At 68.7% G+C, this 26066-nt stretch carries 19 protein-coding genes; 7 read left to right on the top strand and 12 right to left on the bottom strand.

The features are described from left to right. Positions 1–103: 103 nt before the first annotated feature. From Aco03nite_RS10180 to Aco03nite_RS10150, 7 genes are all read right to left on the bottom strand, one after another. Positions 104–3373 (bottom strand): discoidin domain-containing protein, encoded by a 3270-nt coding sequence (locus Aco03nite_RS10180; RefSeq protein ID WP_203794704.1) that lies wholly within the window; start codon positions 3371–3373, stop codon positions 104–106. A gap of 107 nt (positions 3374–3480) precedes the next feature. Then, positions 3481–5736 (bottom strand): discoidin domain-containing protein, encoded by a 2256-nt coding sequence (locus Aco03nite_RS10175; RefSeq protein ID WP_203794595.1) that lies wholly within the window; start codon positions 5734–5736, stop codon positions 3481–3483. A 27-nt stretch (positions 5737–5763) separates the two neighbouring features. Beyond that, positions 5764–7320 (bottom strand): glycoside hydrolase family 13 protein, encoded by a 1557-nt coding sequence (locus Aco03nite_RS10170; protein ID WP_203794593.1) that lies wholly within the window; start codon positions 7318–7320, stop codon positions 5764–5766. Further along, entirely contained in the window at positions 7317–8183 is an 867-nt protein-coding gene (locus Aco03nite_RS10165) for a carbohydrate ABC transporter permease (protein WP_203794591.1), read from the bottom strand. The genes Aco03nite_RS10170 and Aco03nite_RS10165 overlap by 4 nt, the downstream gene beginning before the upstream one ends. Continuing rightward, on the bottom strand, positions 8180–9118 hold the full coding sequence (locus Aco03nite_RS10160) for a carbohydrate ABC transporter permease (RefSeq protein ID WP_203794589.1): 939 nt from the start codon (positions 9116–9118) through the stop codon (positions 8180–8182). Before Aco03nite_RS10160 ends, Aco03nite_RS10165 begins: the two co-directional genes overlap by 4 nt. Before the next feature lie 2 nt (positions 9119–9120). Then, complete coding sequence (locus Aco03nite_RS10155) at positions 9121–10488, bottom strand: ABC transporter substrate-binding protein (protein WP_203794587.1); 1368 nt, start codon at positions 10486–10488, stop codon at positions 9121–9123. 353 nt (positions 10489–10841) lie between these two features. Beyond that, positions 10842–11834: a LacI family DNA-binding transcriptional regulator gene (locus Aco03nite_RS10150; protein WP_203794585.1), complete on the bottom strand. Its 993-nt coding sequence runs from the start codon at positions 11832–11834 to the stop codon at positions 10842–10844. A gap of 623 nt (positions 11835–12457) precedes the next feature. On the opposite strand from Aco03nite_RS10150, the gene Aco03nite_RS10145 reads away from it, so the two are divergent. From Aco03nite_RS10145 to Aco03nite_RS10120, 6 genes are all read left to right on the top strand, one after another. After that, a complete protein-coding gene (locus Aco03nite_RS10145; RefSeq protein WP_203794584.1) occupies positions 12458–14167 on the top strand; it encodes a HEAT repeat domain-containing protein in 1710 nt (569 codons plus the stop codon). 156 nt (positions 14168–14323) lie between these two features. After that, positions 14324–14827: a methyl-accepting chemotaxis protein gene (locus tag Aco03nite_RS54020; protein ID WP_203794582.1), complete on the top strand. Its 504-nt coding sequence runs from the start codon at positions 14324–14326 to the stop codon at positions 14825–14827. A 207-nt stretch (positions 14828–15034) separates the two neighbouring features. Continuing rightward, positions 15035–15349, top strand: coding sequence for a YchJ family protein (locus Aco03nite_RS10135; protein ID WP_307837636.1), 315 nt, complete (start codon positions 15035–15037; stop codon positions 15347–15349). A gap of 28 nt (positions 15350–15377) precedes the next feature. Continuing rightward, positions 15378–16229: a tryptophan 2,3-dioxygenase gene (kynA, locus tag Aco03nite_RS10130; protein ID WP_203794579.1), complete on the top strand. Its 852-nt coding sequence runs from the start codon at positions 15378–15380 to the stop codon at positions 16227–16229. Then, the gene (gene kynU, locus Aco03nite_RS10125) at positions 16226–17458 is read left to right on the top strand and encodes a kynureninase (RefSeq protein ID WP_203794577.1); all 1233 of its coding nucleotides are present in this window, start codon (positions 16226–16228) and stop codon (positions 17456–17458) included. The genes kynA and kynU overlap by 4 nt, the downstream gene beginning before the upstream one ends. Next, positions 17455–18636 (top strand): amidohydrolase family protein, encoded by a 1182-nt coding sequence (locus Aco03nite_RS10120; protein ID WP_239145041.1) that lies wholly within the window; start codon positions 17455–17457, stop codon positions 18634–18636. Before kynU ends, Aco03nite_RS10120 begins: the two co-directional genes overlap by 4 nt. Before the next feature lie 170 nt (positions 18637–18806). Here Aco03nite_RS10120 and Aco03nite_RS10115 read toward each other — a convergent pair whose 3' ends face one another. After that, complete coding sequence (locus tag Aco03nite_RS10115; protein WP_203794576.1) at positions 18807–19637, bottom strand: methyltransferase domain-containing protein; 831 nt, start codon at positions 19635–19637, stop codon at positions 18807–18809. 220 nt (positions 19638–19857) lie between these two features. Here Aco03nite_RS10115 and Aco03nite_RS10110 point away from each other — a divergent pair, with 220 nt between their 5' ends. Continuing rightward, on the top strand, positions 19858–20883 hold the full coding sequence (locus Aco03nite_RS10110) for a Gfo/Idh/MocA family protein (protein ID WP_203794574.1): 1026 nt from the start codon (positions 19858–19860) through the stop codon (positions 20881–20883). Positions 20884–21135: 252 nt separating this feature from the next. Here the strand turns inward: Aco03nite_RS10110 and Aco03nite_RS10105 are convergent, their stop codons facing one another. The 4 genes from Aco03nite_RS10105 to Aco03nite_RS10090 form a co-directional block, all read right to left on the bottom strand. Next, positions 21136–22623 carry a glycoside hydrolase family 130 protein gene (locus Aco03nite_RS10105; RefSeq protein WP_203794572.1) on the bottom strand — a complete coding sequence of 496 codons (1488 nt, stop codon included), beginning with the start codon at positions 22621–22623 and terminating at the stop codon, positions 21136–21138. Further along, entirely contained in the window at positions 22620–23705 is a 1086-nt protein-coding gene (locus tag Aco03nite_RS10100; RefSeq protein ID WP_203794570.1) for a glycosyltransferase, read from the bottom strand. The genes Aco03nite_RS10105 and Aco03nite_RS10100 overlap by 4 nt, the downstream gene beginning before the upstream one ends. 2 nt (positions 23706–23707) lie before the next feature. Then, the gene (locus Aco03nite_RS10095; protein WP_203794569.1) at positions 23708–24862 is read right to left on the bottom strand and encodes a glycosyltransferase; all 1155 of its coding nucleotides are present in this window, start codon (positions 24860–24862) and stop codon (positions 23708–23710) included. A gap of 135 nt (positions 24863–24997) precedes the next feature. Beyond that, positions 24998–25999, bottom strand: coding sequence for a glycosyltransferase family 4 protein (locus tag Aco03nite_RS10090; RefSeq protein WP_203794567.1), 1002 nt, complete (start codon positions 25997–25999; stop codon positions 24998–25000). Positions 26000–26066 lie beyond the last annotated feature (67 nt).

The raw sequence follows: 26066 nt of genomic DNA, 5'->3' as shown, positions 1-26066 counted from the left end.
GCCCCGACGGTAGAACCGGTTGGCAAGTTTCGGCCACCGGTAATTCCCGGTCGGGGGACAGACGGTCCCACGCCCGGCAAACCGGACGTGGGACCGCCGGATCTCAGTTGCGGTTGATGGTGAACGTGCTGGTCGGGTTCTCGATGTCCCGGTAGTTGTCGCTGAGCCGCAGCCTGGTGAAGGTCACCGAGCCGACCGCGGGGCCCTGTCCGGCCTCCGGCAGCGGGTTGGCCCAGACCGCGTACCCGGACTTCGCGTCGTACTGGTCACCGCTCTTCTTCGCCCCGGTGATGCTGACGTCGGTGAAGACGGTGTCCTTGATCGGGTTCTGCGGCTGCCCGCCGACGTAGTTGGTCTGGAACATGATGCCCGAGTAGGTCGGGTCGACGATGTCGACGTTCGACACCCGGATGCCCTGGAACACCTTCGACGCGGAGAACACCCAGATCGCCGGGAAGACCTGGTTGCCCCAGAAGTGGCCACCGGCCCGGACGATCGAGATGTTGTCCAGGACGGTCGGCGGGTCGGCGCCGAAACCGTTCATCGGGTAGCCGAAGTCCAGCGAGCTGATCGTGATGCCCGAGTAGACCAGGGTGTCCGCGATGTAGATGTTCTTGAACGTGTTGGCGTAACCGCCGTAGACCGCGATGCCCGCCGCCCGCCACGTCAGGATCGACGTCAGGTTGGAGAAGACGTTGTTGATCTCGTCGGCGCCGCCCGCGTCGATCGCCGAGAACAGCGCGAAGCTGTCGTCGCCGGTGGCCCGGGCCTCGTTGTTGTCGACCAGGTTGTCGGTGCTGCCGTTGGTCATGTTGACGCCGTCGGCGAAGGTGTTCCGGATCCGCGAGTTGGTGATCTTCATGCGGTCGGTGTTGGCGCCCCAGTAGAGGCAGACCACGTGCTCGGCCCAGATGTTGTCGATGGTGATGTCGGCGACGTTGGCGAAGTCGAACACCTTGCCGGGGCCGTCGATCCGGATCGTGTAGTTGCCGAAGAAGGCGAAGTTCGCGAACGTCGACCCGTTGGCGGTGGCGTCGGCCCGGAACCCGGCGTCCGTCTCGGTCTGGCCGGCCGGCGTGTGGAAGCGGGTGAACCACGGTCCCGCCCCGACCACTTTGAGGGCCCGGCCGTACACCTGGAACTTGTTGGCGGTCTGGTAGTCACCGGCCGGCAGGTAGACGCCGAGCTTGCTGGTGTCCTGCCGGGCGGCGTCCAGCGCGGCCTGCACCGACTGCTGATCAAAACCGGACGGGACGACGTATTTCGCGGCGTCCGGGTTCGCGATCGGCGCCACCTGCTCCAGGTTGATGAAGTCGATCGCGATCGGGCCGGAGTTGGCGGCGTCCTTCTGCAGCTTGATCGTGCTGCCGGCCGGGAACGAACCGGTCAGCACGATGTTGGCCTCGTCGTAGATGTGCCGGGGGTCGCTGCCGGAGTTCTGCGGTGCCGCCTCGTTGCCGTACAGCCACGCGTACTTCGAGGTCAGCGGCAGGGTCTTGTTGAGAGTGCCGTTGACGTACACGTTGATCGAGCCGTTCGTGCCGTCCGGGATGGAGAACCGCGCGACCAGGGTGTTGGTCGCCGCGCGGCTGGTCCACTGGACGTACGAGCCGGTCTGGTTCAGTGTTACCGCCTTGCGCCCGGATGCCTCACCGGCTAGGTCGCCGACGATCCGATTCGGTCCGACGACCGCCGCGCCGCCACCTGTCTGACCGTCCTCGGCCTCGTAGAAGTCGAACGGCATGTTCGCGCCGCGGCCCACGTACAGCGGCTTCTCGCTGGTGTTGTTGCCCTGCTTGACCGGCAGTTCCGCGGAGTCCACGGCGATCGCGGTGCGGACCGTGTACCGGCCGTTAGCCGCGGTCCACGACCCCGGGTTCAGCGTGGTCGACGCGCCCGCAGCGAGCGAACCGGTCCACGAGCCGGTCAGCGTGCGGACCGCCGTGGTGCCACTGAGGACCGTCACCGTGACGGCGTGGGTCCCGGACGACGTCGGCGCCGAACCCTGGTTCTTGACGGTGACCGAGAACGACACGGTGTTGCCGGCCGCCGGGGTGGCCGGGGACCACGTGACCGCCGAGGCGACCAGATCGGCGCTGCTCACCGGCGTGACGACAAGCGCGGACGGGTGGGTCCAGGAGTTGTTCGTCTCGTTCGACTCGATGATCGCGCCGGCCTCGTCGACCTTGGCGGACAGCTGGTAGCTGCCGGCGTCCTTCGCCCCGATGCTCGTCGACACCGTCTGTGACTGGCCGGCCGTCAACGCCGGGACCGTTGCGGTGCCCACCCTGGTCGTACCCAGGTAGAAATTGACTGTGGAGGCCGCCGCGGACGCCGTGCCCGCGTTGCGCACCGTGGCCGACGCGGTGATCGCGTCCGTCTCCACCGGCGCGGCCGGGGAGTAGGCGGTCGACGTGATGGTCAGGTCCGGGTTCGCCGCCCAGGAACCGAACGCCTGCAGTTCGGCGACCTGACCGCTCGGCGCGCCGGTGTTCGCGGTGAAGGCGAGACGCAGGTCGGCGACGGTCGCGGTCACCGGCACGGTCACCGTGTTCCCGGTCGAGGGATTGAGTGTGTACGCCTTACTGGCAGCGACCGTGGTGAACGCCGTGGCGTTCTGCTCCCGCCCGAGGATCGCGAACGTCTGGGTCCGGCTGCCCCACGCGCCGGCCGGGTTCACTTTGACGACCACCGAGGTCAGCGTGGCGTTCGCGCCCAGCTTCACGGTCAGGTCGGCGGGGAGGGTGCCGCCCTCCCAGTAGGTGGCGAGATCGCCGTCGTTGGCGTTCGTCGCGACAAAACTCTGTGTTGTCGACGACGCCTCGATCGGCTTCCTGGTGGCCAGGTCGGTGCCGGTCGGGGGCTCCGGCTCCTCGGTGCCGCCGCCGGGGCCGTACAGCTCCAGTTCGGAGAGCTGACCGGCGGGCCAGCCGGAGTTCGCGGTGAACGTCAGCCGCACGTAGCGGGTGCTCGTGGTGGCGAGATCGATGGTGACGGTGTTCGCGGTGGTCGGGTTGAACGTGTAGACGGCACCCGCCTTGAGCGTGCTGAACGTCGAGCCGTTCGTGCTGCCCTGGACCGTCAGCGTCTGGGTCCGGGTGGCCCAGGCGGTGGCCGGCGGCAGTTTCAGGACGGCCTGGTTGATCTCGGTGGTGGCGCCGAGGTCGACCTGCAACCACTGCGGGAAGGCGTTGTTGCCGCTCTCCCAGTAGCTGTTCGGGTTGCCGTCACCGGCGTTCGCGGGCGAGTAGACGCCGGAGGCACTGCTGGAGGTGAAGGCCTTGCCGGCGGCCAGGTTGGGGGCGGCGGCGTTGGCGGCCGGGGCGTGCAGGAGCACGCCTATCAGGCTGGATGTCGCCACGACGGCGACCATCATCCGGGATATTCTGGACACGAGGGAGCGCACCTTTCTTCCGTGAGAGGTGTTCCGGGGTGTTCGCCGGGCGGGCGGCTTCGGTGGTTGCCGCCCGCCCGGACGCCTCAGGAGGCGTAGACCTCCAGCTCGGACAGCTGACCCGCCGGCCAGCCGGAGTTCGCCGTGATCGTCAACCGGACGTAGCGGGCGTTCGTGTTGACTGCATCAATGGTGACGGTGTTGCCGGTCGACGGGTTGAACGTATGGACGGCACTCGACTTGACCGTGTTGAACGTCGAGCCGTCGACACTTCCCAGGACCGCGATCGTCTGGGTTCGGGTGGCCCAGGCCGCCGCCGGCGGGAGCTTGAGGACCAGCCGTCCGATGGCACGGCTCTGCCCGAGATCGACGGTGATCGACTGCGGGAACGCGTTGTTGGTGCTCTCCCAGTAGGTGCTCGCGTTACCGTCGGTCACGTTCGCCGGACCGTAGACATCGGCCTGACCGGTGGCCGTCGCCGTCTTCCCGGCCGCCAGGTTCCCGGTCGGCGGGGTGGTCGGAGGTGTGGTGGGCGGGGTGGTCGGCGGGATCGTTCCCCAGTTCGGCGCGGGCCACGGGCCGCAGTAGGGAGTGGCCGTCTGCCAACCCGAGTTGCCACCACCGTCGGTGATCGCGAATCCGGTGCCGACACAGCTGTAGGTGGGCGGGTTCTGGGCGATCCCACTGGCCTTGACGTTGGTGAACCGTCCGGTGACCGGGGCCTGCGCCTGCAGTGCGAACGTGCCGGCGCCGGTGATGTTGACGTTGGTCAGGTTCAGCCCGGTGGTCTGGTTCCCGATCCACTGGATTCCGGCGTACGAGCTGTCCAGGATGTTCGTGTCGGTGATGTTGATCGTCGCCCCGGTGATCGCGCCCTGGTCCGGCCAGAACCACAGCGCGCCGATGCCGAAGTTCCAGTTGTAGTCGGAGTTCCCGGTGCGGATCAGGGTGTTGCGGGCCATCGTCCAGGTGCCGGCGACGGCGGTCGGCCCGGTGACACCGGGGTAGCGGTTGCCGACGTGCAGACCGCCACCGTTGGTGACCGTCTCGGCCATCACGTTGTCACTGATCGTGATGTCCCGGCCGCCGTAGCTGACGATGTTGTTCGCCAGGATCGGCGCGACCACGGTGTTGAACGTGAACGAGTTACCGACGTTCGGCGTGTTCTCCGCCCACATCGCCAGCCCGTCGTCGCCGGTGTTGCGGACGAACGTGTTGGTGACGGTGGAGTTGGTGACGCCGATGTGGAAGTTCACGCCGTCCGCGGTCTGGTCCAGGATCCGGCTGTTCTTCATGGTGAACCGGTCCATCGGCCCGTCCATCCAGGCGCCGACCTTGGTGTGCTGCATCCACACGTTGTCGATCGTGGAGTTCGACATCGCGCCGCCGAACGCGTTGACCTGGTGCTCGTCGACACGTTCCTGGATGTCGCCGATGATCGCCAGGTCCTTGACGATCACGTTCTGGCTCGGGCCGCCCTCACCGGCGTATTTGCCGTAGATGCCGGCCGCCTGGTCACGCTGGGTGGGGTGCCGTCCACCGAGGACCGAGTACCACGGACCGGCGCCGGCGATGGTCACCCGGTCGGCGATCACGTGGCTGTACAGGGTGTAGTTGCCCGGCGGGATGTAGACCACACCGCCCCGGTTCACCGCGGCCTGGAACTTCGCCGTCGAGTCGGTGGCGCCGGTCGGGTCGGCGCCGAAGTCGGCGACCACGTCGGTCGCGCCGGCCGGTTTGGCGATCGGGGCCGGCACGTTCTCGAAGTCGGCGAGGTCGATGGTGAAACTCGGCGACTGCGCGACCGACCCGACCTGGATCCGGATCTTCGTACCGGCCGGGTAGGTGGTCCCGAAAAGCGTCCGCGCCTCGTCGTAGAAGTGGTGCGGCCGACCGTCCGCGGGGTTGTTGGTGAACGGGTAGTAGCCGTAGAACCAGGAGTACTTCGAGGTCACCGGCACCGTCTTGATCAGCGTCGATCCGGTGCGCACGTCCAGGGCGGCGGTCCGCCCGTCCGGGACGCTGTAGCGGAAGGTGACCGCGTTGGCCGGTTTGGTCAGGGTGAATTCGACGTACTCACCCACGGCGTCGAGGGTGACCGCCTCCCGGCCGGACGCCTCCGAGGAGAGCGTGCCGTACGTCCGGTCGGTGCCGGTGGAGGTGCCGGTGTGCACCGCCTTCTCGGCCTCGAACTCGGTGAACGGCACCGTCGCGCCGCGGCCGGGGATGTCGAACGGGGATGGTCCGGCGGCCATCGCCGGGGATTGCCAGGTCACCGCGGTGACCGCGGCTGCCGCGAGGACGGCGGCGAGTGCTACCAGTGGGACGGTTCGGTTGGCCATGATCCCTTCCTTGGTGCGGTTTTCGCCTTACAACCGCAGCCAGACCGCGGTGTCCCGGGGGAGGAGTGCACCGTCGAGCGGGCTGCTGGCGAGCAGGAGGGTCCGGTGCTCCGGCAGGGGAACCGGGGTCTCGGACAGGTTGAGCACACAGGCGAAGCCGGTCCCGCGGGTGAACGCGAGCAACTCCGCTTCTTCTTCGAGCCAGGTGAGTTCCTGACCGGTGAAATCGCGCAGACGGATCGCCGACCGGTACAGCTCCAGCATCGAATTGGGGTCGCCGGTTTGCGTCTGGACGGTCCGGTCCTTCCACTCCGCGGGCTGGGGGAGCCACGGATCTGCCGGGTTCTCTACCGCCGAGAAGCCGTAGGGCGGTTCGTCGCCGGACCACGGCAGCGGCACCCGGCAGCCGTCCCGGGAGTGCCCTCGCCGGGCGTACATCGGATCCTGGAACTGATCTTCGGGGATCGTCTCGTTCTCCCAGAGACCCAGCTCTTCGCCCTGGTAGATGTAGGCGGCGCCGGGCAGCGAGAGGGTGAGCAGGGCGGCGGCCCGGGCCCGGCGGGTGCCCAGTTCCAGGTCGACCGGGGTGCCGTCCAGGTTGTTGTCGAAGCTGAACGTGGTGTCGGCGCGGCCGTAACGCGTGACGTGCCTGGTCACGTCGTGGTTGGACAGGACCCAGGTGGGCGGTGCGCCGATGTGGGCGTGCGACTCCAGAGTGCGTTCGATCGACGACCTCATCTTGTACGGATCCCAGGCACACCCGAGCAGGTCGAAGTTGAAGGCCGCGTGCAGTTCGTCCGGGCGCAGATAGTTGGTGAACCGCTCCACGTCCGGCATCCAGACCTCGCCGATCAGGGCCCGGTCGGCGTATTCGTCGGCGATCCGCCGCCACGAGCGGTAGACGTCGTGCACCGCGTCGAGGTCGTGGAACGGGTGCGGTTCGCCGTCGGTCACCTCGGGCAGCGCGGTGTCCTTGAACAGCAGCGCCGCCGAGTCGATCCGGATCCCGTCGGCGCCCCGGTCGAACCAGAACCGCAGAATGCTCTCGAATTCCGCTCGTACGTCGGGATGTTCCCAGTTGAGGTCGGGTTGTTCCGGGGTGAACAGGTGCAGGTACCAGGTGTCGTCGTCGACCTTGGTCCAGGTGGTGCCGCCGAATTCCCCAACCCAGTTTGTAGGCATATTTTGGCTTTTACGGAACCAGAAGTAGTCCCGCTCCGGGCCGCCCGCGAGAGCGGCCCGGAACCAGGGGTGCTCGCTGGAGACGTGGTTCGGAACGACGTCGATGATGATCCGGATGCCGATCTCGTGCGCCTCGGCGATCAGCGCCTCCGCCTCGGCCAGGGTGCCGAAGGCCGGGTCGATGTCCCGGAAGTCGGAGACGTCGTACCCGGCGTCGGCCATCGGCGACGGGTACCACGGACTCATCCAGATCGCGTCGACCCCGAGATCTCGCAGGTGACCGAGCCGCGCGCGGATGCCGGCCACGTCGCCGACCCCGTCGCCGTTCCCGTCCGCGAAACTGCGCGGGTACACCTGGTAGATCACTGCGTCACGCCACCACTGCATGGTTGACCCGCTCATCCCTTGAGGCTGCCTGAGGTCAGGCCGGACATGATGTTGCGCTGGAAGATCAGGAAGATGATCACGGTCGGCAGCGCGGCGATGACCGACGCGGCGATCACCACGTTCTGCGGGATGCCGCCGGCGAAGGTGTAGATGCCGACGCTGACCGTGCGGGTCTCCGGGTGCGGCATCACCAGCAGCGGCCAGAGGAAGTCCTTCCAGACCGCGGTCACCGCGAAGATCGACACCACGCCCAGGATCGGCCGCGACATCGGCAGGATGATCGACCAGAGGGTCCGCAGCGGCGACGCCCCGTCCACGAAGGCGGCCTGCATCAGCTCCTCCGGGATCGAGTCGAAGAACCGCTTCAACAGGAAGATGTTGAACGCGTTCGCGACCATCGGCAGCCAGATCGCGAACGGCGAGTCCAGCAGGCTCACGTCGATCACCGGCAGGCTGATCACCGTCTGGTATTGCGGCACGATCAGCACCATCGCCGGGATCATCAGGGTCGCCAGCATCGCGCCGAGCACCACGTTGCCGAACGCCGGGCGGAGCTTGGACAGCGCGTACGCCGCCGCCGTATCGAAGATCAGTTGGAAGACCACCGCGCCGGCCGCGTAGTAGAACGTGTTGAACAGCAGTTTCGCCAGATTCAGCTGCTCCCACGCGGCGGTGTAGTTGGACAGGTCCGGATCCCGCGGGAACAGCGTCGGCGGGGTCTGCGCCACCTCCTGGGCCGACTTGAGCGCGCCGGTGACCATCCAGTACAGCGGGCCGATGAAGACCAGGGTGAACACCGTGACGACGACGGCCAGCAGGGTCCAGTAGCGGACACGACTCCGCTTCAGCTGGGTGGAGGAGATCAGGGTCCGGGTCATGATTCGTTCCTGGTAGTCAGCCGGAGGTAGAACCCGGAGAAGACAGCGAGCACGCCGAGCATGATCACGCCGAGGGCGGCGGCGCCGTTCAGGTCGTTCTGGAAGAAGCCGTGCTGGTAGATGAGGTACGCGACCGAGGTGGCCGAGTCCTGGGTGCCCGCACCGTTCGCCAGGATCAGCGGTTCCACGAAGAGCTGCATGGTCGCGACGATCTGCATCATCGCCAGCAGGGCCAGGATCAGCCGGGTCTGCGGGATCGTCACGTGCCAGATCCGCTTCCACAGGCCGGCGCCGTCCAGCTCGGCGGCCTCGTACAACTCGCCCGGGATGTTCTGCAACGACGCCAGGTAGATCAGCACCGCGCCGCCCATGTTCATCCATGTCGAGGCGAGCACCATGGCCGGGATCGTCATGGCCGGTGACTGCATCCACTCCGAGGTCGGGAGATTCAGGCTTTTCAGTACGGCGTTGAAGAGGCCCGCTTCGCTGGGGTCGTAGGCGTAGTACTTGAACAGGTACAGCGCCGACGCCGGGGGCAGCATGACCGGCAGGTAGACCAGCACCCGCAGGTAACCCTTGGCGTGCCGGAACTCGTTGAGCAGCAGCGCCACGAAGAACGGCACCACGAACCCGACCACCAGGGCCAGGCCGGTGAAGTAGAAGGTGTTCTTCCAGGCGATCCAGAAACTCGGGTCGTCCAGGATCCGGATGTAGTTGTCCCAGCCGACCCAGGTGGTCTCGCCGCGGCGGGTGCGCTGGAAGCTCATCACGAAGCCGCGGATCATCGGGTACCACATGAACAGGGCGAAGCAGGCTATCGCGCCGATCAGGAAGGCGTACCCGCTCAGATTTCTCTTGATCCTGCTTTGTCGCCCGGTGTTTCCGGGGGCCGCCGCACCGGCTTGCACCGGTGCGGCGGGTGCGATGGTGACCATGCTCAGCTACCGGCCGCCAGCAGCTGGTTCACCTTGTCCTCGGCGGTCTTGAGCAGGGTGTCGACGTTCGCCTTCGGGTCGGTCAGCACACCCGACATCGCCGAGTCGAGCACCGCGTAGATCGCCTGCGCGTCCCGCGGCTCGCCCTTGATCGGGACCGGGGTCGCCTCGAACAGCTGGAAGTTCGCGGTGTCGATGTTGGCGTTCGCCTTGCGCAGCTCCAGCTCCTGCTTCTGCGCCTCGCTGCCGTTCGCGAACAGCAGCGGCTGCGGCAGACCCACCGGGTAGTTCTGCGGCTTCGCCCGGGCGTAGTCGAACTGGCCCTTACCCGGAGTGAGCTTCTGGTAGGCGATCCACTTCAGACCGGCCTTGACCTGCTCCGGAGTGAGGTCCTTCTTGAAGAAGTAGCCCTCGCCGCCACCGAGCGTGCCCTTCGCCGGACCGTCCTGGCCGGGCAGCGGGGCCATCGCCCAGTCCTCGTACTTACCCTGGAACTGGCTGACGATCGCCTGCGTGGTGTCCGGCGCGCCGACGAACATGCCGACCTTGCCGGCCGCGGCGTTGGTCAGCAGGTCACCCCACTGCAGGAGCTGGCGGGCGCCCATGCTGTTGTCGCCGTACCGCATGTCCTTCAGGTTTTGCAGGACCTGCTTGCCTTCCGGACCGTTGAAGGCGGCCTTTTTGCCGTCCTCGCTCAGGATCGTGCCGCCCTGCGAGTAGAGCAGCGACGTGAAGTGCCAGCCGCCGGTATTGCCGGCGCTGTACTCCGAATAGCCGGAGACACCGTCGCCCGTGGCCGCGATCTTCTTCGCCGCGTCCCGGACCTCGGCCCACGTCTTCGGCGGGTTGTTCGCGTCCAGACCGGCCTTGGCGAACAGGGTCTTGTTATAGACCAGGCCCATCGAATAGTTCTTCACCGGAACCGCGTAGATCTTGCCGGCGTCGGTGAAAACGCTGGTCAACGCCGGGTCGATGCTGTCCCAGGTGGGGACGTTGTCCTTGTTCGCGTACGGCGTGACGTCCAGTGCCTGACCCGAGTCCAGTACCTGCTGCAGGTCGGTCATGTAGCCGTAGAAGACGTCGGCGGTGGTGCCACCGGCCAGCCGGGCGGTGAAGTCCGGCGGGTTGTTGCACTGCTGGCCGACGCTGATGCTCTTGATGGTGATGTCCGGGTTCTGCTTCTGGAACTCGGTGACGTCCGCGTTCCAGTTGTCCAGCAGTTCTTTCTGGGCGGCGTTCGGCTGGCAGTCGACCGTGATCGTGACCTTGCCGTCGGCTGTCGTGCCGCTGTCGTCGCTCTTGGTGGAGCAGGCCGTCAGGCTCAGCCCCAGGCCGGCCACGAGCGAGAGCGCCGCAACCTTCCGGTACATATCTGCCACCCCTCCGGGAACGGGATACGTCCGCATGACGGACGTCGATGAGATGCGCGAATGGTCACTGCGGGTATTCGTGAGGACTGTTTCCCGTAGTGAGTGGAGTCACTGTAACTACGCACCCATGTTGCCGCAAGGTTTCGATAGTCCTTTGAAAAAACACGACTGCAAGTCGGCAGTTGCTGGCTGTGGGGTCTTTTTGACTGCTTTTATTGCTTTGGTACGCAAGAAGCCGCCAACCGCTTCGTGCGGTTGGCGGCCTCTGGGGTCGCTCGGTTCCGGTACTTGTTCAGTTCTTGCGGGCCGGTTCGGTTCCCGCATTTGTACCGCTTCGGGTCGGCTTCTCCGGGCTAGGTCCGGCGGGCCGGGGCGGTCGATCCGCGGACCACCAGCTCGGGCTCGAACAGCAGCTCGTCGGAGAACTCCCGGCCCTCGTCGATCTGGCTGACCAGCAGATCCACCGCGGCCTGCCCCATCGTCTCGATCGGCTGCCGGACCGTCGTCAGCGGCGGATCGGTGCAGGTCATGAACGCCGAATCGTCGAACCCGACGATCGACACATCAGCCGGAACCGCCCGGCCCAGCCGCCGGGCCGCCCGGATCGCACCGAGCGCGAGCACGTCACTGGCACAGATGATGCCGGTGACACCACGCTCGACCAGTTTGGTGGCCGCGACCCGGGCGCCCTCCATCGAGAAACTCGACCGCTCGACCTCCACCTCGGTGTCCGAGGCCTGCATCATGGCGACCAGCTTGCGGCGCGACGGGATGTGCCCCTCCGGCCCGAGCACCATCCCGATCCGTTCGTGCCCCAGCGATCGCAGATGCCCGTAGGCCTGCTCGACGGCCACCGCGTCATCGGTGGAGACCCGGGGAAAGCCCAGCTCGTCGACGCCCGCGTTGACCAGGACCACCGGGAGCCCGCGCTCGGTGAGCCGCCGGTAGTGATCGTGCGAGGCATCGTCCAGCGCATACGACCCACCTGCGAAGATCACCCCACTGACCTGGTGATCCAGCAGCATCTCGACATAGTCGGACTCCGGCACGCCCCCGATCGTCCGCGCACACAGGGCCGGCGTGAACCCACGCTGGGCAAGCGACCCGGTGACCACCTCGGCAAGCGCCGGAAAGATCGGGTTCTGCAGCTCGGGCAACACCAGCCCCACGAGCCGGGCCCGCTCCCCCCGAAGTTTCGTGGGCCGCTCATACCCGAGCACGTCGAGCGCGGTCAGCACCGAAGTCCGGGTGGCCTCAGAAACCCCACTACGCCCGTTCAGCACCCGGCTGACAGTGGCTTCGCTGACGCCAGCTTTCCGAGCCACTTCCGCGAGTCGTTTCGTCACATCAAAATCCTACGTCAATTCCTTGCAAAAACAGAACCGCCAGAAGTCCAATCTTGCAGCCGCTTGCACCCGCCCGCCAACTCCCGGAAGTATCTCACCCTCCGTAAGCCCCACCGCCCCCTCTTGCCGCCACACCTCAGCCCACTGAAGACCCGCAACCCCCACACCTCGCAGCCACTCACCTGCCTTGCAGCTCGCCCGCAGTTGGGGGCCGGGCGCTTCGCGGTTTGCCTGCCGTTGCGGGCTGCGCGTCTCGCGGTTTCACTGCCTTGCGGGCTGCCCGCCTTGCGGTTCGCTGCCTTGTGGGCTGTCCGTGTCTCGCGGCTCGCTCGCCTTTGCGGGTTGCCCGCCTGCGGTTCGCTCATCTCGTGGTTCACGTGCCTGTGGTTCGTCTGCCTTGCGGTTCGCCTATCTCGCGGTTCGTCTGCCTTGCCTCCTTCTGCCGGGTCACCCCGACCTACCTCGCTTCGAGCGGGCTCATCCCGCCTTGCCTCGCCCGCGTCGGATCTTCTCTGCGCTTGCCTGCCTCGATCTGACCGTTTTCTGCCTGCGTTGTGTTCCTGTGTTGTGTTGGGGTGCGAATGCGGGTGCGGGGAGCTGGTGGTGGGCGGCAGGATGGCGCGATGAGCGCAGCCGGGATCGAACCTCCTCTCGGGATCCTGTTCGACGAAGCGGGCCGGCCCGGTGCCGGGCCCGCCGTCGACCGTCTTCTCGTCCGGCTCGCCGACATCGGTGCGGGAACCGGCTACAGCGACATCACCAGGATCGGGCCCCGGGCTGAAGATCCAGGTGTTGCGGCCACTCTGGAGATCCAAGCGTTGCGGCCGCTGTTGTCCCGGCCCCGGCTGCTGGCGCGGCTCGACGAACGGCTGCGTAGCGTCTGGCGCCTGGATGCCAAGCAATGGGACGGCACCCGCTGGGTGGCCGACGTGCCGCCCGACGACCCGCGCCGGCGGATCCTGACGACCGTCCAGACCTTCGGTGCGAATCCGGACACCGCCGGGCCGATCGCCGTCGCGATGGCGTCGGCCGACCCGGACGGCCGCCTCCGGGAACGCGCCGTTCAGGTCATGGCGGCCCGGGGCCTTCGGGAACACCTCCCGTTCCTGGTTCTCCGCTGCGACGACTGGGTGTGGCAGGTGCGATCCCGGGCCCGGGCCGCGCTGGCCGCGCTGCTCCGGGAACGCCCCGGGGAACTCCTGTCGAGCGCCCTGCCGATGGCCTCCTGTCTGTCCGGTCGCCGACGGGGCGGCGCGGCTCTGCGAATCGTCCGGGAACTGGTCGAGGATGAGTTCGACCGGCTCGCCCCGGCACTACTGCGTGGTCGTGACCAGCACGGGCGCCGTCTGGCGTACACCGTGGGTGATCAGTTGGGCCGGTGGGCGTACCCGGACCTGCTGAATTTCGCCCTGACCGCATCGGATCCGGTGGTGCGGCTGAGGACGGCCGGGACGGTCTGCCGGGAGGCGGTCCGGCGGGGTGACGCACCGGCCCTTCGGGAGCTGGCCGGGGTCCGCTGGGCTGCGGTCCGGTCGCTCGCACTCGTCGGTCTCGCCGATCTCGGGTACGCCGACGACCTAATCCCATTTCTGACCGACCCCGCTCCGCTGATCCGCGCGTACGCCAGGAGCCGCTCCGCTGATCCGGCCGGCCGTTACCGGGCGGCGATCGCGGCTGCCCCGGCCCCTGAGTCGATCATCGGCCTCGCGGAGATCGGCGACCACCGGGACGCTCCGCTGCTGACACCGCTGCTGGGACATGCCGACGGGAAGGTCCGGGCGGCGGCTGTCCGCGCGCTGACGATCCTCGACGCGGTACCGATCGAGGACACGGCCGCGCTGCTCACCGACCCGGCCCCGGCCGTGGTGCGGGAGGCCTCGCTGGCGTTGCGCCCCTACCGCCGCCGGATCGCGCCCGAGTTGCCGTGGAAGCTGCTGTCCCATCCGCGCCCGGCGGTCCGCCTCGCCGGTTACCGCCTGCTGTCGGCTCGCGGCCCGCTGGTCCGGCTGGCGTCGGCCCTGGTGCTGGCCGCCGACGCCGATCCGGTCCCGGCCCGGCGTGGTCGTGCCACAGTATTGCGCCTGTTGAGGCCCTGGCCGACCGATCTGTCCACCGACGCCGGCGACCTTGTCCACCTGGTCCCGGCGACAACGCTGGATCCGGCGACAACGCTGGATCCGGCGACAACAGTGGACCAGGCGGCTCCGATGGATCCGGAGGCCTCGGCGGCCGTGCGGACGCGGGCGATCCTGCTGGTGCTGGCCGAGCGCGCCCGCCCGGCCCTCGGCGATCACTTCGATCGGTTGCACAGAACCCTCCTCGAGATGAGGTGACCCGGACGAACAAGGCTGAAGCGACCCGGACGAACAGAGCTGGAGTGACCCGGACGAACGGGACGGCGTTCGCCGGATCGGGGAAAACGCCCCGCGACCCCTGGGCGGGATGGGATGTTTTTCAACGACTACCGGGAGAGAGGGGTCGCTGTCACCATGTCCGACTGGGATCAGAACGAGGGCTGGTCGTCCGGCGGCCAGCAGGACTGGTCGGCGCAGGACCGCCAGCGCGACTCGGTGCACCGGCTGGCCAACGTCAGCAACGACATGGCCGCGGCCACCGACGCGGCCGTCCGTGCGGCGGAGACCGCGGTCCAGGTGATCCAGCGGCTGGAGGCCAGCAGCACCGAGATCGGCAAGGTCGTGCAGCTGATCGCGACGATCGCGAAGCAGACCAACCTGCTGGCGTTGAACGCGACCATCGAGGCGGCGCGGGCCGGTGAGGCGGGCCGTGGCTTCGCCGTGGTGGCCAGCGAGGTCAAGGACCTGGCCAACGAGACGGCGACGGCGACGAGCGAGATCGGGACGCAGGTCGGCGGGATCCGGGCGGACACCCAGAACGCGGTGTCGGCGATCGAGGAGATGCAGGGACTCATCGAGGAACTGGACCGCTGTCAGAAGGTGATCAGCGGAATCGTGGTGGAGCAGCAGGCCGGCTGAGTTCGGTTCGGGCATGCCCAGATGAGTACCGCGGCGAGCGATCCGCGGCGACCCGCCCTGTGGACAACCTCGCGCTGTGGATAACTTCCGGGGCCGCCTCAGGGGTGGGGGAGACTTGGCGCCATGGCACGCAGATCCCCCAGGTCCAGGACCGTCCCCTCGCTCTGCCCGTGCGGCGCCGGGGCGTATGAAAGCTGTTGTGGCGCCCTGCACGGCGGAAAGGCCGCGGCCGATCCCGAGGCGCTGATGCGCTCACGTTTCAGCGCCTATGCGCTGGACAACAGTTCTCATGTGCTGGCCACCTGGCATCCGGAGACGCGGCCCGAGACCATCGAGAACGACCCCGGGCTGCGCTGGACGCGCCTGGAGGTGGTGGATCGCAGTGGTGGTGGTGTCTTCGACGCGGAGGGGACCGTCGAGTTCCGCGCGCGCTACGTCGAAGGCGGCCGCCCGGGCATCCTCGCCGAGAAGAGCCGGTTCGTCCGGCACGACGGCCGCTGGGTGTACTGGGGAGCCCTGTGATCTGCTTCAGAAGCGAGGAGGATTCGTCATGTCCGCACAGCGACCGTTGGAAAACGGCATAGTCACCAGCTTCAAGGTCAATCTGTCGTACGGGGAGTATCTCCGCCTGGACGACATCCTCGGAGCGCAACGCCCGGTGAGCGTGCCGGAGCACCACGACGAGCTGCTGTTCATCGTGCAGCACCAGACGTCGGAGCTCTGGCTGAAACTGATCGTCCACGAGCTGTACGCGGTCCGGCAGTACCTGGCCAAGGACGAGCTGCGGCCGGCGCTCAAGGGACTCGCCCGGGTCAAGCACATCCAGCGGACCCTGACCGAGCAGTGGTCCGTCCTGGCCACCCTGACCCCGACGGAGTATGCGGAGTTCCGCAGCTTCCTCGGCACCTCGTCGGGTTTCCAGTCGTACCAGTACCGGGCGATCGAGTTCATGCTCGGCAACAAGAACCGGGGCATGCTGAAGATCTTCGACGAGCAGCCGGAGGCCCGGGCACTGCTCGAGGAGACGCTGAACGCCCCGACCGTCTACGACGAGTTCCTGCAGTTCCTGGCGCGACGCGGGCACCCGGTGCCGGAGTCGATCCTGACCCGGGACGTCACCGAAGCGTATGAGTACCAGCCCGAGCTGGTCGCCGTCTTCCAGGAGATCTACGAGAAGGCGGAACAGAACTGGGACGTCTACGAGGCCTGTGAGGAACTCGTCGATCTGGAGGAGAACTTCCAGCTGTGGCGGTTCCGCCATCTCAAGACGGTGGAGCGGACGATCGGATTCAAACGTGGCTCCGGCGGCTCCAGCGGGGTGAACTTCCTGAAGGCGGCTCTCGATCTGACATTCTTCCCCGAGCTGTACGCCGTCCGTACCGAGATCGGAGTCCGGAGTTGACCGACGAACTGCTGGCACGCGCCATCGCCCTGGACACGGCGGATCCGCTCGCCGGGCAGCGGGAGCAGTTCATCACCCCGCCACCCGCCGAGCTGCTCTCCTACCTCGACGGCAACTCGCTGGGCCGGCCGCTGGAGGCCACCGCGCGGCTGGTCGACGAGTTCATCCGGGAGCAGTGGGGCGGCCGCCTGATCCGGGGGTGGGACGAGGGCTGGCTGGAATGGCCGCTCGCCCTCGGTGACCGGCTCGGCGCGGCGGCACTCGGCGCCGCGGCCGGGCAGACCGTGATCGCGGACTCGACGACCGTGCTCATCTACAAGCTGGCCCGGGCCGCCGTGGACGCCCGGCCCGGCCGCCGCACCATCGTGCTGGACACCGACAACTTCCCCACCGATCGGTACGTTCTGGAGGGCATCGCCGCCGAGCGCGACCTGCGCCTCGTGTGGATCGAGACCGATCCCGTCACCGGCATCGACCCCGCTCAGGTGGCCGAGGTCGTCGACGGGGACACGGCGCTCGTGCTGTTCAGCCACGTCGCCTACCGGTCCGGGTGGCTCGCCGACGTCGCGGAGATCAACCGGGTCGCCCACGCGGCCGGCGCGCTGACCATGTGGGACCTGTGCCACTCGGCCGGATCGGTGCCGATCCAGCTCGACGACTGGGGTGTCGACCTCGCGGTCGGGTGCACCTACAAGTACCTGAACGGCGGTCCCGGGGCTCCGGCGTTCGCCTACGTGCGCAGTGAGCTGCTGGGTGAGATCCGGCAGCCGATCCAGGGCTGGATGGGGCACCGGGCCGCGTTCGAGATGGGGCCGGGTTATGAGCCGGCCGAGGGTGCCCGGGCGCTGCTCAGCGGAACCCCGCCGATCCTGGCGATGGTGCCGCTGCACGCCAACCTGGACATGCTCGCCGCCGCCGGTATCGAGGCGGTCCGGGCCAAGTCGTTGCTGCTCACCGGTTTCGTGCTGGACTTGGCCGACGAGTGGCTGGCGCCGTACGGCGTCGAGGTCGTCAGCCCGCGCGACCCGGCCCGGCGCGGTGGGCACGTGACCCTGCGGCGGGACGGGTTCAAGTCGCTGCTCGCCCCGTTGTGGGACAGCGGGGTGATCCCGGACTACCGCAGACCCGACGGCCTGCGCATCGGCCCGGCGCCGCTGAGCACCGGTTTCACCGAGGTGTACCAGGGACTCCGGGTGCTACGGGAGCTGCTGGAGAAGGATCCACGATGAGTGCCGAGCAATCCGACGTGTGTGAGACCGGCACCGAACCATCCGCGGCAGCCTGCTGCGGATCAGGCGCCGGAGCGGGTTGCGGCCTGTCGGCGCTACGCCGAAGCTCAGGCCCACGCCCAACAGTCACCCGCGCCGACGAGACCCCGTCACCGGCCGCCCGCGGGCGGGTCGAATGGCTCGCCGCGGACGCGGTCTGGTGGGGTGGGCGCCTGCGCAAGGGCGTAGCGCTGCGAGTGGCGCCGGATGGGACGGCCAGGCCGGTTCCGGCCGAGATGGCTCCCGCGGCCGACGGCACTCGCCGGTTGCCGGGGACGCTGCTGCCGGGGCTGGTCGACGCCCACGTGCACTCGGCGCTCGTCGATCTGGGCACGGTCCGGGCCGGCGGGATCGCTGAGGTCTGGGATCTCGGCGGGGTTCCGGCAGAGGTCGCCGCGCTCGCCGAGCGGGGTGGGCAGGAGGGGACGGGACTGCCGCGCATCCGGTACGCCGGACCGTTTCTGATCGCACCGGGCGGTTACCCGAGCGACCGTTCCTGGGCGGCGCCCGGCAGTTGGCGGGAGATCCGCACGGCGGAGGATGCCGGCGCCGCGGTCACCGACCTCCGGACGGCCGGGGCAAGCCTCATCAAGGTGACCGCCCACACCGGCGGCCCACAGCTCGCCCCATCGGTGCTGACGGCGCTGGTGAGCGCCGCACACACGGCCGGGCTCCCGGTGGTCGTGCACGCCGAGGGCTCCGGGACGGTGGAGGCCGCCCTCTCCGCGGGGGCCGACATCCTCGCGCACACCCCCTGGACCGAGCGGATCGACGACGCGCTGCTGCGCGCCTGCGCCTCGGCCATGCGCTGGATCAGCACCCTGGACATCCACGGCTGGGGCGATCCCGACCCGGCCCGGGAGGTGGCCGTCGACAACTTGCGGCGGTTCGTCGGGTACGGCGGGGTCGTCCGCTACGGCACCGACCTCGGTAACGGGCCATTGCCACCAGGGATCAACGTCCGGGAGATCGGGCTGCTGGGCTCGGCCGGGCTGACCCCCGACGAGGTGCTGACGGCGATGACCGAGAAGGACAGCACCACGGTGTCCTGGATCCCGGAAGGGCTCGACCTGACCCCGGAACGGTTCGCGGACACGCTCGCCACGGCCCGGGTCCTGGACGCCGAAGCCTGCCCTTGAACGGCCAGATGCATCGCAACGTGGAGCCGGCTCGTCCCTGAACGGGCGGGTTCATCGCGGCGTGGGGCTCGTCCCTGAACGGGCGGGTTCATCGCGGCGTGGGGCTGGTCCGCCCTTGAACCGGCGGGTCCATCGCGGTGTGGAGCCGGCTCGTTCCTGAACGGGCAGGCTCATCGCGGTGTGGAGCCGGCCACCACCCAGATGGTCAGGACGGCCAGGAAGGTACCGCTCGCGCCGGCGGCCTCGACGCAGGCCAGCCACTCCTCGCGTAGGCCGGGTGGGGTGGCCCAGGCGTCGGCGGGGACGTCCGGGTTGACCATCGGCAGGACCACGGCGGCCGACTCGGGGGTGGCGAAGAAGCAGGTGAACGGGGTTGCGGTCAGGTCACGCACGCCGGCTGCCACGAGGCGGCGGCGGAGCGTACGGCCCATGTCGTGTTGTTGGGGGGTGAAGTGACCGTGTACGTGGCGGAGCACCAGGTCGGCCAGTCCGGCCGGCATGCCGTCGAAGGCGAGGGAGCCCCAGTCGGTGTCGATCAGGCAGATTCGGCCGCCGGGGCGGGTCACCCGGAGCAGTTCGCGGATCACCGTGTCGGCGTCGTCGACGTGTTGCAGGAGGCGTTCGCACCAGACGCCGTCGACGTGGTTGTCGGGCAGGTCCAGGTCGCCGGCGTCACCGGTCAGGTAGCGCACGTTGCTGCCGTCGTGCCGGCTGATCGCCGCGGCCGTCACCGCCGACGAGTGATCCACCGCGAGAACCCCACCCGACGCCCCCGCCACCCGGGCGGCCAGGGCGCGGGCTACCTCGCCGCTGCCGGAGCCGGCGTCCAGCAGGCGCTGGCCGGGGGTGGGGCGCAGGCCGGCGAGGGCGATGTCGCGGACCCGCTGGATCTCCGGATGGCGGCCCATCGCGGTGAGCGCGTCGAGCACGATTTCCGACATCTGTGCCGTGAGGCCGTCGATGTCGGAAAAGGGCGTCCGGTCCTTCTGCGCGGGTTCCATCCCGCAATTGTTCATCCGGATCGCGCCGATCGGCTGCCGCCGTCATCCATCCGACAGGCGCGGTACCTGCCCTTTTGCTAGATCAAGCGGCAAATGTTCGCGATCCGCGCACGGATCGGGCGGGAGATCAAGCCATACGCTCCGTGATGTCTCGCGCATCACACGTCACCGATGAAATCATCGGCAACAGGCAGGCAACCGGTGTGTAAAAATTTCCGACATGATCGAACGGGTGAAGTTCGGGCTGGTCGGCTTCGGCACCGGCGGCCGGGTGTTCCACGCGCCGCTGATCGCGTCGGCGGCGAACATCGATTTCGTCGGTGTGGTGACCACGTCCGAGGAGCGTCAGGCCCAGGTGGCCGCAGAGTTGCCGGGGGTCGAGACGTTTGCCTCGATCGCTGATCTGGCCGCTGCCGGGGTCCAGGCCGTGGCCATCTCGACACCGGCCGCCACCCACGCCGCTCTGGCCGTCGAGGCGATCGAGGCGGGGCTGGCCGTCGTCGTCGACAAGCCGTTCGCGCTGACCGCCGACGACGCCCGCAAGCTGGTGACCACGGCCGAGGAGGCCGGGGTGCCGCTGACGGTGTACCAGAACCGCCGTTGGGACTCCGACCTGCTGACCATCAAGCGGCTGGTGGAGAAGGGTTCGCTCGGCGAGGTCAAGCGGTTCGAGTCGCGGATGGAGCGCTGGGCGCCGGACCGTCTGCCCGGTGCCGCCGGTGGTGGCACTCTGCTCGACTTCGGTTCGCACCTGGTCGACCAGGCGCTCCAGCTGCACGGCCCGGTCTCCCGGGTGTTCGCGGAGGTCCACGGCCCGGACGGCGGGCTCGACGACGACTTCTTCGTGGCCCTGCACCACACCGGCGGCGTCGAGTCGCACCTGTGGGGTTCGTGGCGGCAGGCCGGCCCGGGCCCCCGGTTCCGGGTCACCGGCACGGCGGGCACGTTCATCTCGCCCGAACTCGACTACCAGGAGACGCTGCTGAAGGCCGGCAAGACCCCGGCCCTGCTCGGCGACCGCTGGGGTGTGGAGCCGGAGCACCGCTGGGGTCACCTGTTCAAGGGCGCGACCGGCGCGCCGGTGGAGAGCTGCCGGGGCCGCTGGGACACGTTCTACCCGGCGGTCGCCCAGGCCGTGGCCGGCAACGCCCCCCTGCCGGTCGACCCCTGGGACTCGGTCCGCGCCATGGAGATCCTCGACGCGGCCCGCACGAGCGCCCGAACCGGCACCACGGTAGAGGTCTGACCAACCCCAAAAATCACTTTCCGCCGATACGCCTAAACATGACAGTGGCGGCGAAAAGCACACGACAACGCACCCGGTGAAGGCCGGCGACCCGCATCGTGCGGCGAGTGGGGCGCGGACGCGCGAGCGATCCGGAACGCGGAGTGGTCCGCGATGTGAAGTGGTCCGCGATGTGAAGTGAGTTGGGGTGCGGAGCGCACCCCAACTCACCGCGGCAAGGGAGCATCATGTGACGACGGTGGGACGGGACGGTCAGATGACCGGGCGCATGCGGGTCAGGAGCTGGTCCAGGGGCATGCTGGCGAAGCTGATGCGGACGTCGCTGGAGGCGTACGGGAGCCAGAAGCGCCCGTCGTGGACGATGCCTCCGCACGAGTACAGGACGTTGGGGACGTAGCCCTCGCGTTCCAGCTCGTCCGGGTCGATCAGGCTCTCCGGCAGGTCGGCGACCACCCGGGACGGGTCGTTCAGGTCCAGGAGCATGGCGCCGATCGCGTACCGCCGCATCGGCCCCACCCCGTGGGTGAGGACCAGCCAGCCGGCGGGGGTCTCGATCGGTGAGCCGCAGTTGCCGACCTGGATCAGGTCCCAGCCCCGGCCGGGCACCAGGATCGGCCCGACGTGCTGCCACCGGTGCTGTTCGTCGCGGACGCTGAGCCCGAGGGTCTCGCCGTCGGAGCGGCACAGCGCGTACTTCCGCCCGTTGATGTAGCGCGGGAACAGCGCCATGCCTTTGTTGCGGGCGGCCGGCCCGTGCAGCGTGGTGACCTCGAAGTGCCGCAGGTCCCGGGTGAAGACGACCCGCCCGGCGATGTTGAACCCGTCGTACGCGGTGTAGGTCGCCTGGTACGCCATCCGCCCGTCCGGGTCGAGCACCTGCACGAACCGGGCGTCCTCCATGCCGCGGGACTCGGTGGGCGTGGACGGCCACAGCACCCGCTGGTGCAGCGGGACGGTGGCCGGGAAGGTGACCGCGTAGTCGGAGCCGACGATGCGCCGGACGGACTCGAGCGCGGTCGGGGTGGTGGGCCGGGCCAGCAGCTCGGCCGGCAGGTGCCCGAGGATCTCCTCGAACTCGTGGTCGTCGTAGCGTTCCGGCAGGGCGTTCAGCACGTACGCGGAAGCCTCGTTGTCGATCTCTTCTTCGGCGAGGGCGGCGCAGAGCTGGTGGCGCATGTGTTTGGCGCCGACCCGGTGGCCGATCATCAGCGGGCCGTCCCGGTCCTCCATCCGCAGGGCCGGTCCGGGGCCGATGATCGCCGAGCAGAAGCCGATCGAGGAGATGTGCCCTTCACCGATCTGCCGCAGGCTGATGGCGACCCGGAGTTCGCCGGGGAGCAGTTCGCTCTGGTCCGGGTGCGGCACCATGGACGGGTTGCAGAGGGCGGCGGCCTCGATCGAGAACTCGTGGCTGAAGTAGGCGCCGATCAGGCTGCGGGCCGCCGGGGAGAGTTCGATCTCCGGCGGCACCCGGTGCTGGACCACGTCGTAGTGGTGCTGGAAGACACCGAGGATGTCGTGGTGCCGCCCGGAGAACCGGGTGAGCACGTCGTCCAGCATCGCGTTGATCTCGCTCTCGTCGAACCGCAGGATCCGTTCGATGAGCATGGACGCCCGGTTGTGGACGGCGTACGCGTCCTCACCCGGGACGAACAGTTTGATCACGACGCGCCGGCCGTCCGGCGTCATGGTGATGTCGTGGCGGGTGATGTCCGTGGTGTTGTTCACCGTTGCGGTCATGCTGGACCACCTGACGGTCGGGTCGCGCTTCGGCTCGCCAGCGTGCGGGCATGCTGGAGGGTGGAGACGAGCGCGAGGGTGGATTCGGCTCCTTGGTTCAGATTAGGACCATTGGCCGTCAATCCGTCATAACATCCGCCAGTCTCGGGGTCGTACATCACGGTTCCGGTGTCGTTGTCTCCGAGGAACCAGGTGATGGCCTGGAACAGCGGGGCGTCCCATCGCTCGTCGCCGGTGACCGCGGCGGCGGTGGCACAGGCGTCGGCGGTGGCCGCCGCCTCGATCGGCTGCTGGTCGAAGCGGTCGGCCAGGGAGGAGTCCGTGGTCCAGCCGCCGACCGGGACGACCGAGAGGTGGCCGTCGCGTTCCTGGATCCGGCACAGCCAGGCGAGCATCCGCAGCCCGTCGGCGAGCAGGCTCTCGTCGCCGAGCAGGTCACCGGCGGTGATGATCACCTCGGCGAGCGCCGGGTTGGCGTACGTCAGATCGGGTTCCGGCCACACCCAGCCCGGCGCGGAGCCGGGCAGCCCGATCACGGTGGCCGCGTCGCCGAGCAGTTCGGCGACGACCGGGTCGTACGGCCCGGCCTGCAGCATCTCGGCCGCGCCCAGCCCGGCGAAGGCCATCGCCCGCGGCCAGGTGGACCGCCGGTGCAGGCCCTGCCGGAAGGCGGTGCGGGCCTCCCGGCGGATCCACGCGTTCGGCCCGCGGGCGGCGGCGGTGCCGAGCCCCCACATGGCCCGGCCCCACCAGTCGCCGAGGCCTGGTTCGTCGAGCCAGCGCCGGTCCCAGGTCATCCGGTTGCGGAAGCCGCCGTCGGCGCCCTGCGCGTGGGTGAGGAAGGCCAGGTACCGTTCGGCCAGCCGGGTCAGCTGCGGTCCGGGCCGGGGTTCGCGGGCGATGGTGAGCAGCCCGCGGGACACGTCGTCGACGCAGTACCCGTGCTCGCGCCGGGCGATCGCGTCCCGGGCGTGTTCGAGCAGCCCGGTGTCGTCGGAGAGCCGGAACACGTGGTCCCAGCGGGGTTCGGGCACGTCGCGCAACTGGAGTGGCGGCGGAAGCAGCCGCAGGGTCTGCGCCATGCCTACGCGGGGATGGTCTCGGCCGCGAACGGCCGGTGGTCGGTGGTCAGCCGGGCGGCGAGCGCCTGGTAGCGCGCGGCGACGGCGGGCCAGCGCAGGGTGGGCCCACCGGCCAGACCGGCGAGCCGGCCGGGCATCCCGGGTTCGGCGAGCACGTGCCGGACGGCGATCGCCATCGCTTCCGGATCCTGGTGCGGCACGAGCAGGCCGGGACCGTCGGCGAGCAGTTCCACGGCGTGCGGGAACTCGGTGGCGACCACCGGCACCCCGGCGCCGACCGCCTCGATCAGCACGCCGGACGTGACCTGTTCGGTCGAGTCGTAGGGCAGCACCACCGCGTCGGCGGACCGGATCAGCCGGGACAGGTCGGCGGGGTCCAGGTAGACGTCGGCCCACCGGACACAGTCGTCGACACCGAGTTCGGCGGCGAGGTCCTTGAGCGACTCCCGGTAGGTGTCGCCCTGATGTTCCAGGACCTTGGGGTGGGTACGCCCGGCGACGGTGTAGAGGGGCCGCGGCCGGAGGTCGTCGAGGAACGCCAGGGCCCGCAGCGCCCATTCGATGCCCTTGCCCGGCCCGAGCAGTCCCCAGGTCAGCAGGTGCGGCCGGTCGTGGTCCTCGCGCGGGGTGCCGCTGTGGCTGCCGGCCCCGTGCGGGATCACGGTGATCTTGCGCGGGTCCACCTGGTAGTGGGTGGTGAGGCGCTGCCGGGCGGTGTCGGTCATGGTCACCACGGCGTCGGCGGTCGCCGCGATCTCCTCCAGGACGGTGCGCTGCCGCGGGTCCGGGTGGGTGAGCACGGTGTGCAGCACCACGATCGACGGCACCCGCAGCGCCCGGAGCACCGGCAGCACCTCGGCGCCGGCGTCGCCCGGGTAGATGCCGTACTCGTGCTGGACGATCGCCACGTCGTAGCGGTTGAGCGCGGTGGCGGCGGACACCCAGCCGCCGGGCCGGTCGGTGTTCCAGGTGTGCACGACGCGCGGCGCGGCCCGGTCGAGTGCTATCCCACCGCTGGTGTTGTCGCCGTCGAGAAGGCGTACCACCCCCGATGTCCCGGCGCTCCCGGCCAGATGGGTCGCGAGGGCCGCATTGAATGTCGCCAAACCGCATTGGCTGGGGGGATAAGTGCTCAAAAACCCGTATGTCGCGGGCATGACCAGGCCTTTCTCTTCGGCCGGGCTGCTAACCCGCAGCACGGACTCAGCGCGCGTCTGGACGGCACAAAGTCACCGGAAAATCGGCCCGTTTAACGCGCAATTCACATTGCGACGTTAACAAGATCCAGGTATTCAACTGATGATTTTTCGGTAAATCGCCAGGTAGTCATCGACCATGCGTTCGGCCGAGAAGCGTTCCCGGGCCCGGGCCGAGCAGGCCGCCCGGTCGATCTCGGCGATCCCGTGAACTGCGGCAACAGCCTCGTCCACCGAGTCGGCCAGGCGTCCCGTCACCCCCTCGTCCACCACTTCGGGCATCGACCCTTTCCGGTACGCGACGACCGGAGTCCCGCAGGCCATCGACTCGACCACGGAAAGGCCGAACGGTTCCGCGAACCGGATCGGATGCAGGAGTGCGGCTCCTGATCCGAGGATCGTTCCCCGTTCCTCCGGGCCGACCGAACCGAGATAGACGACCCTGTCCCCGTCGATGGCGGGTTCCACGTGTTCGGCGAAATAAACGCGGTCCTGCACGATTCCGCAGATCACCAGTCGGCGGCCGGCCCGGCGCGCGATCTCGATGGCGATGTCGGTTCCCTTGTCCGGGTGGATCCGGCCGAACAGGATCAGATCGTCGCCACCGTCGGCGTGGAACGGGAGCCCGGACAGATCCACGCCGTGGTGAACGGTGGCCAGGTAGTCCAGATCCTGGCAGCGGTCGGCGTCGGAGATCGACACGAAACTCGACCTCGATCGCTCGTACGCGGGAAGGATGTTGATCCCGGAGAAGCCGTGCACGGTGGTCAGCATCGGAGCGGCGCAGTGCTGGGAGAAGGCCAGCGGCAGCCAGTCGAGATGATTGTGGACCAGGTCGAACTCGCCGGAGCGGGCGAGCGCGTGGCTGACGTGGATCGCCTCCCACACCCGGCCGTCGATCCGGTCGTCCTCCTCGTAGCCGGTCTGGACCACCCCGTCCAGCGCCGCTTTTGTCACCGAGTCGAGGGTGGCGAAGAGGGTGACGTCGACGCCGCGCGCGGTCAGGCCCTCGGCGAGCAGGCCGGTGATCAGCTCCCACGGGCCGTAGTGCCGGGGCGGGGTGCGCCACGCGATCGGCCCCAACAGTGCGATCTTCATGACAAAGCCGAATTTTCGCCCATAACCACGTGCTCAGTATGCATCCCGGGTGGGCGCGCGGTTCTCG

The organism is Actinoplanes couchii (assembly GCF_016862075.1).
Taxonomy (GTDB): Bacteria; Actinomycetota; Actinomycetes; order Mycobacteriales; family Micromonosporaceae; genus Actinoplanes; species Actinoplanes couchii.
Note: the sequence above shows the minus strand (reverse complement) of the source record. Positions and strands in the feature narration are given on the sequence as shown.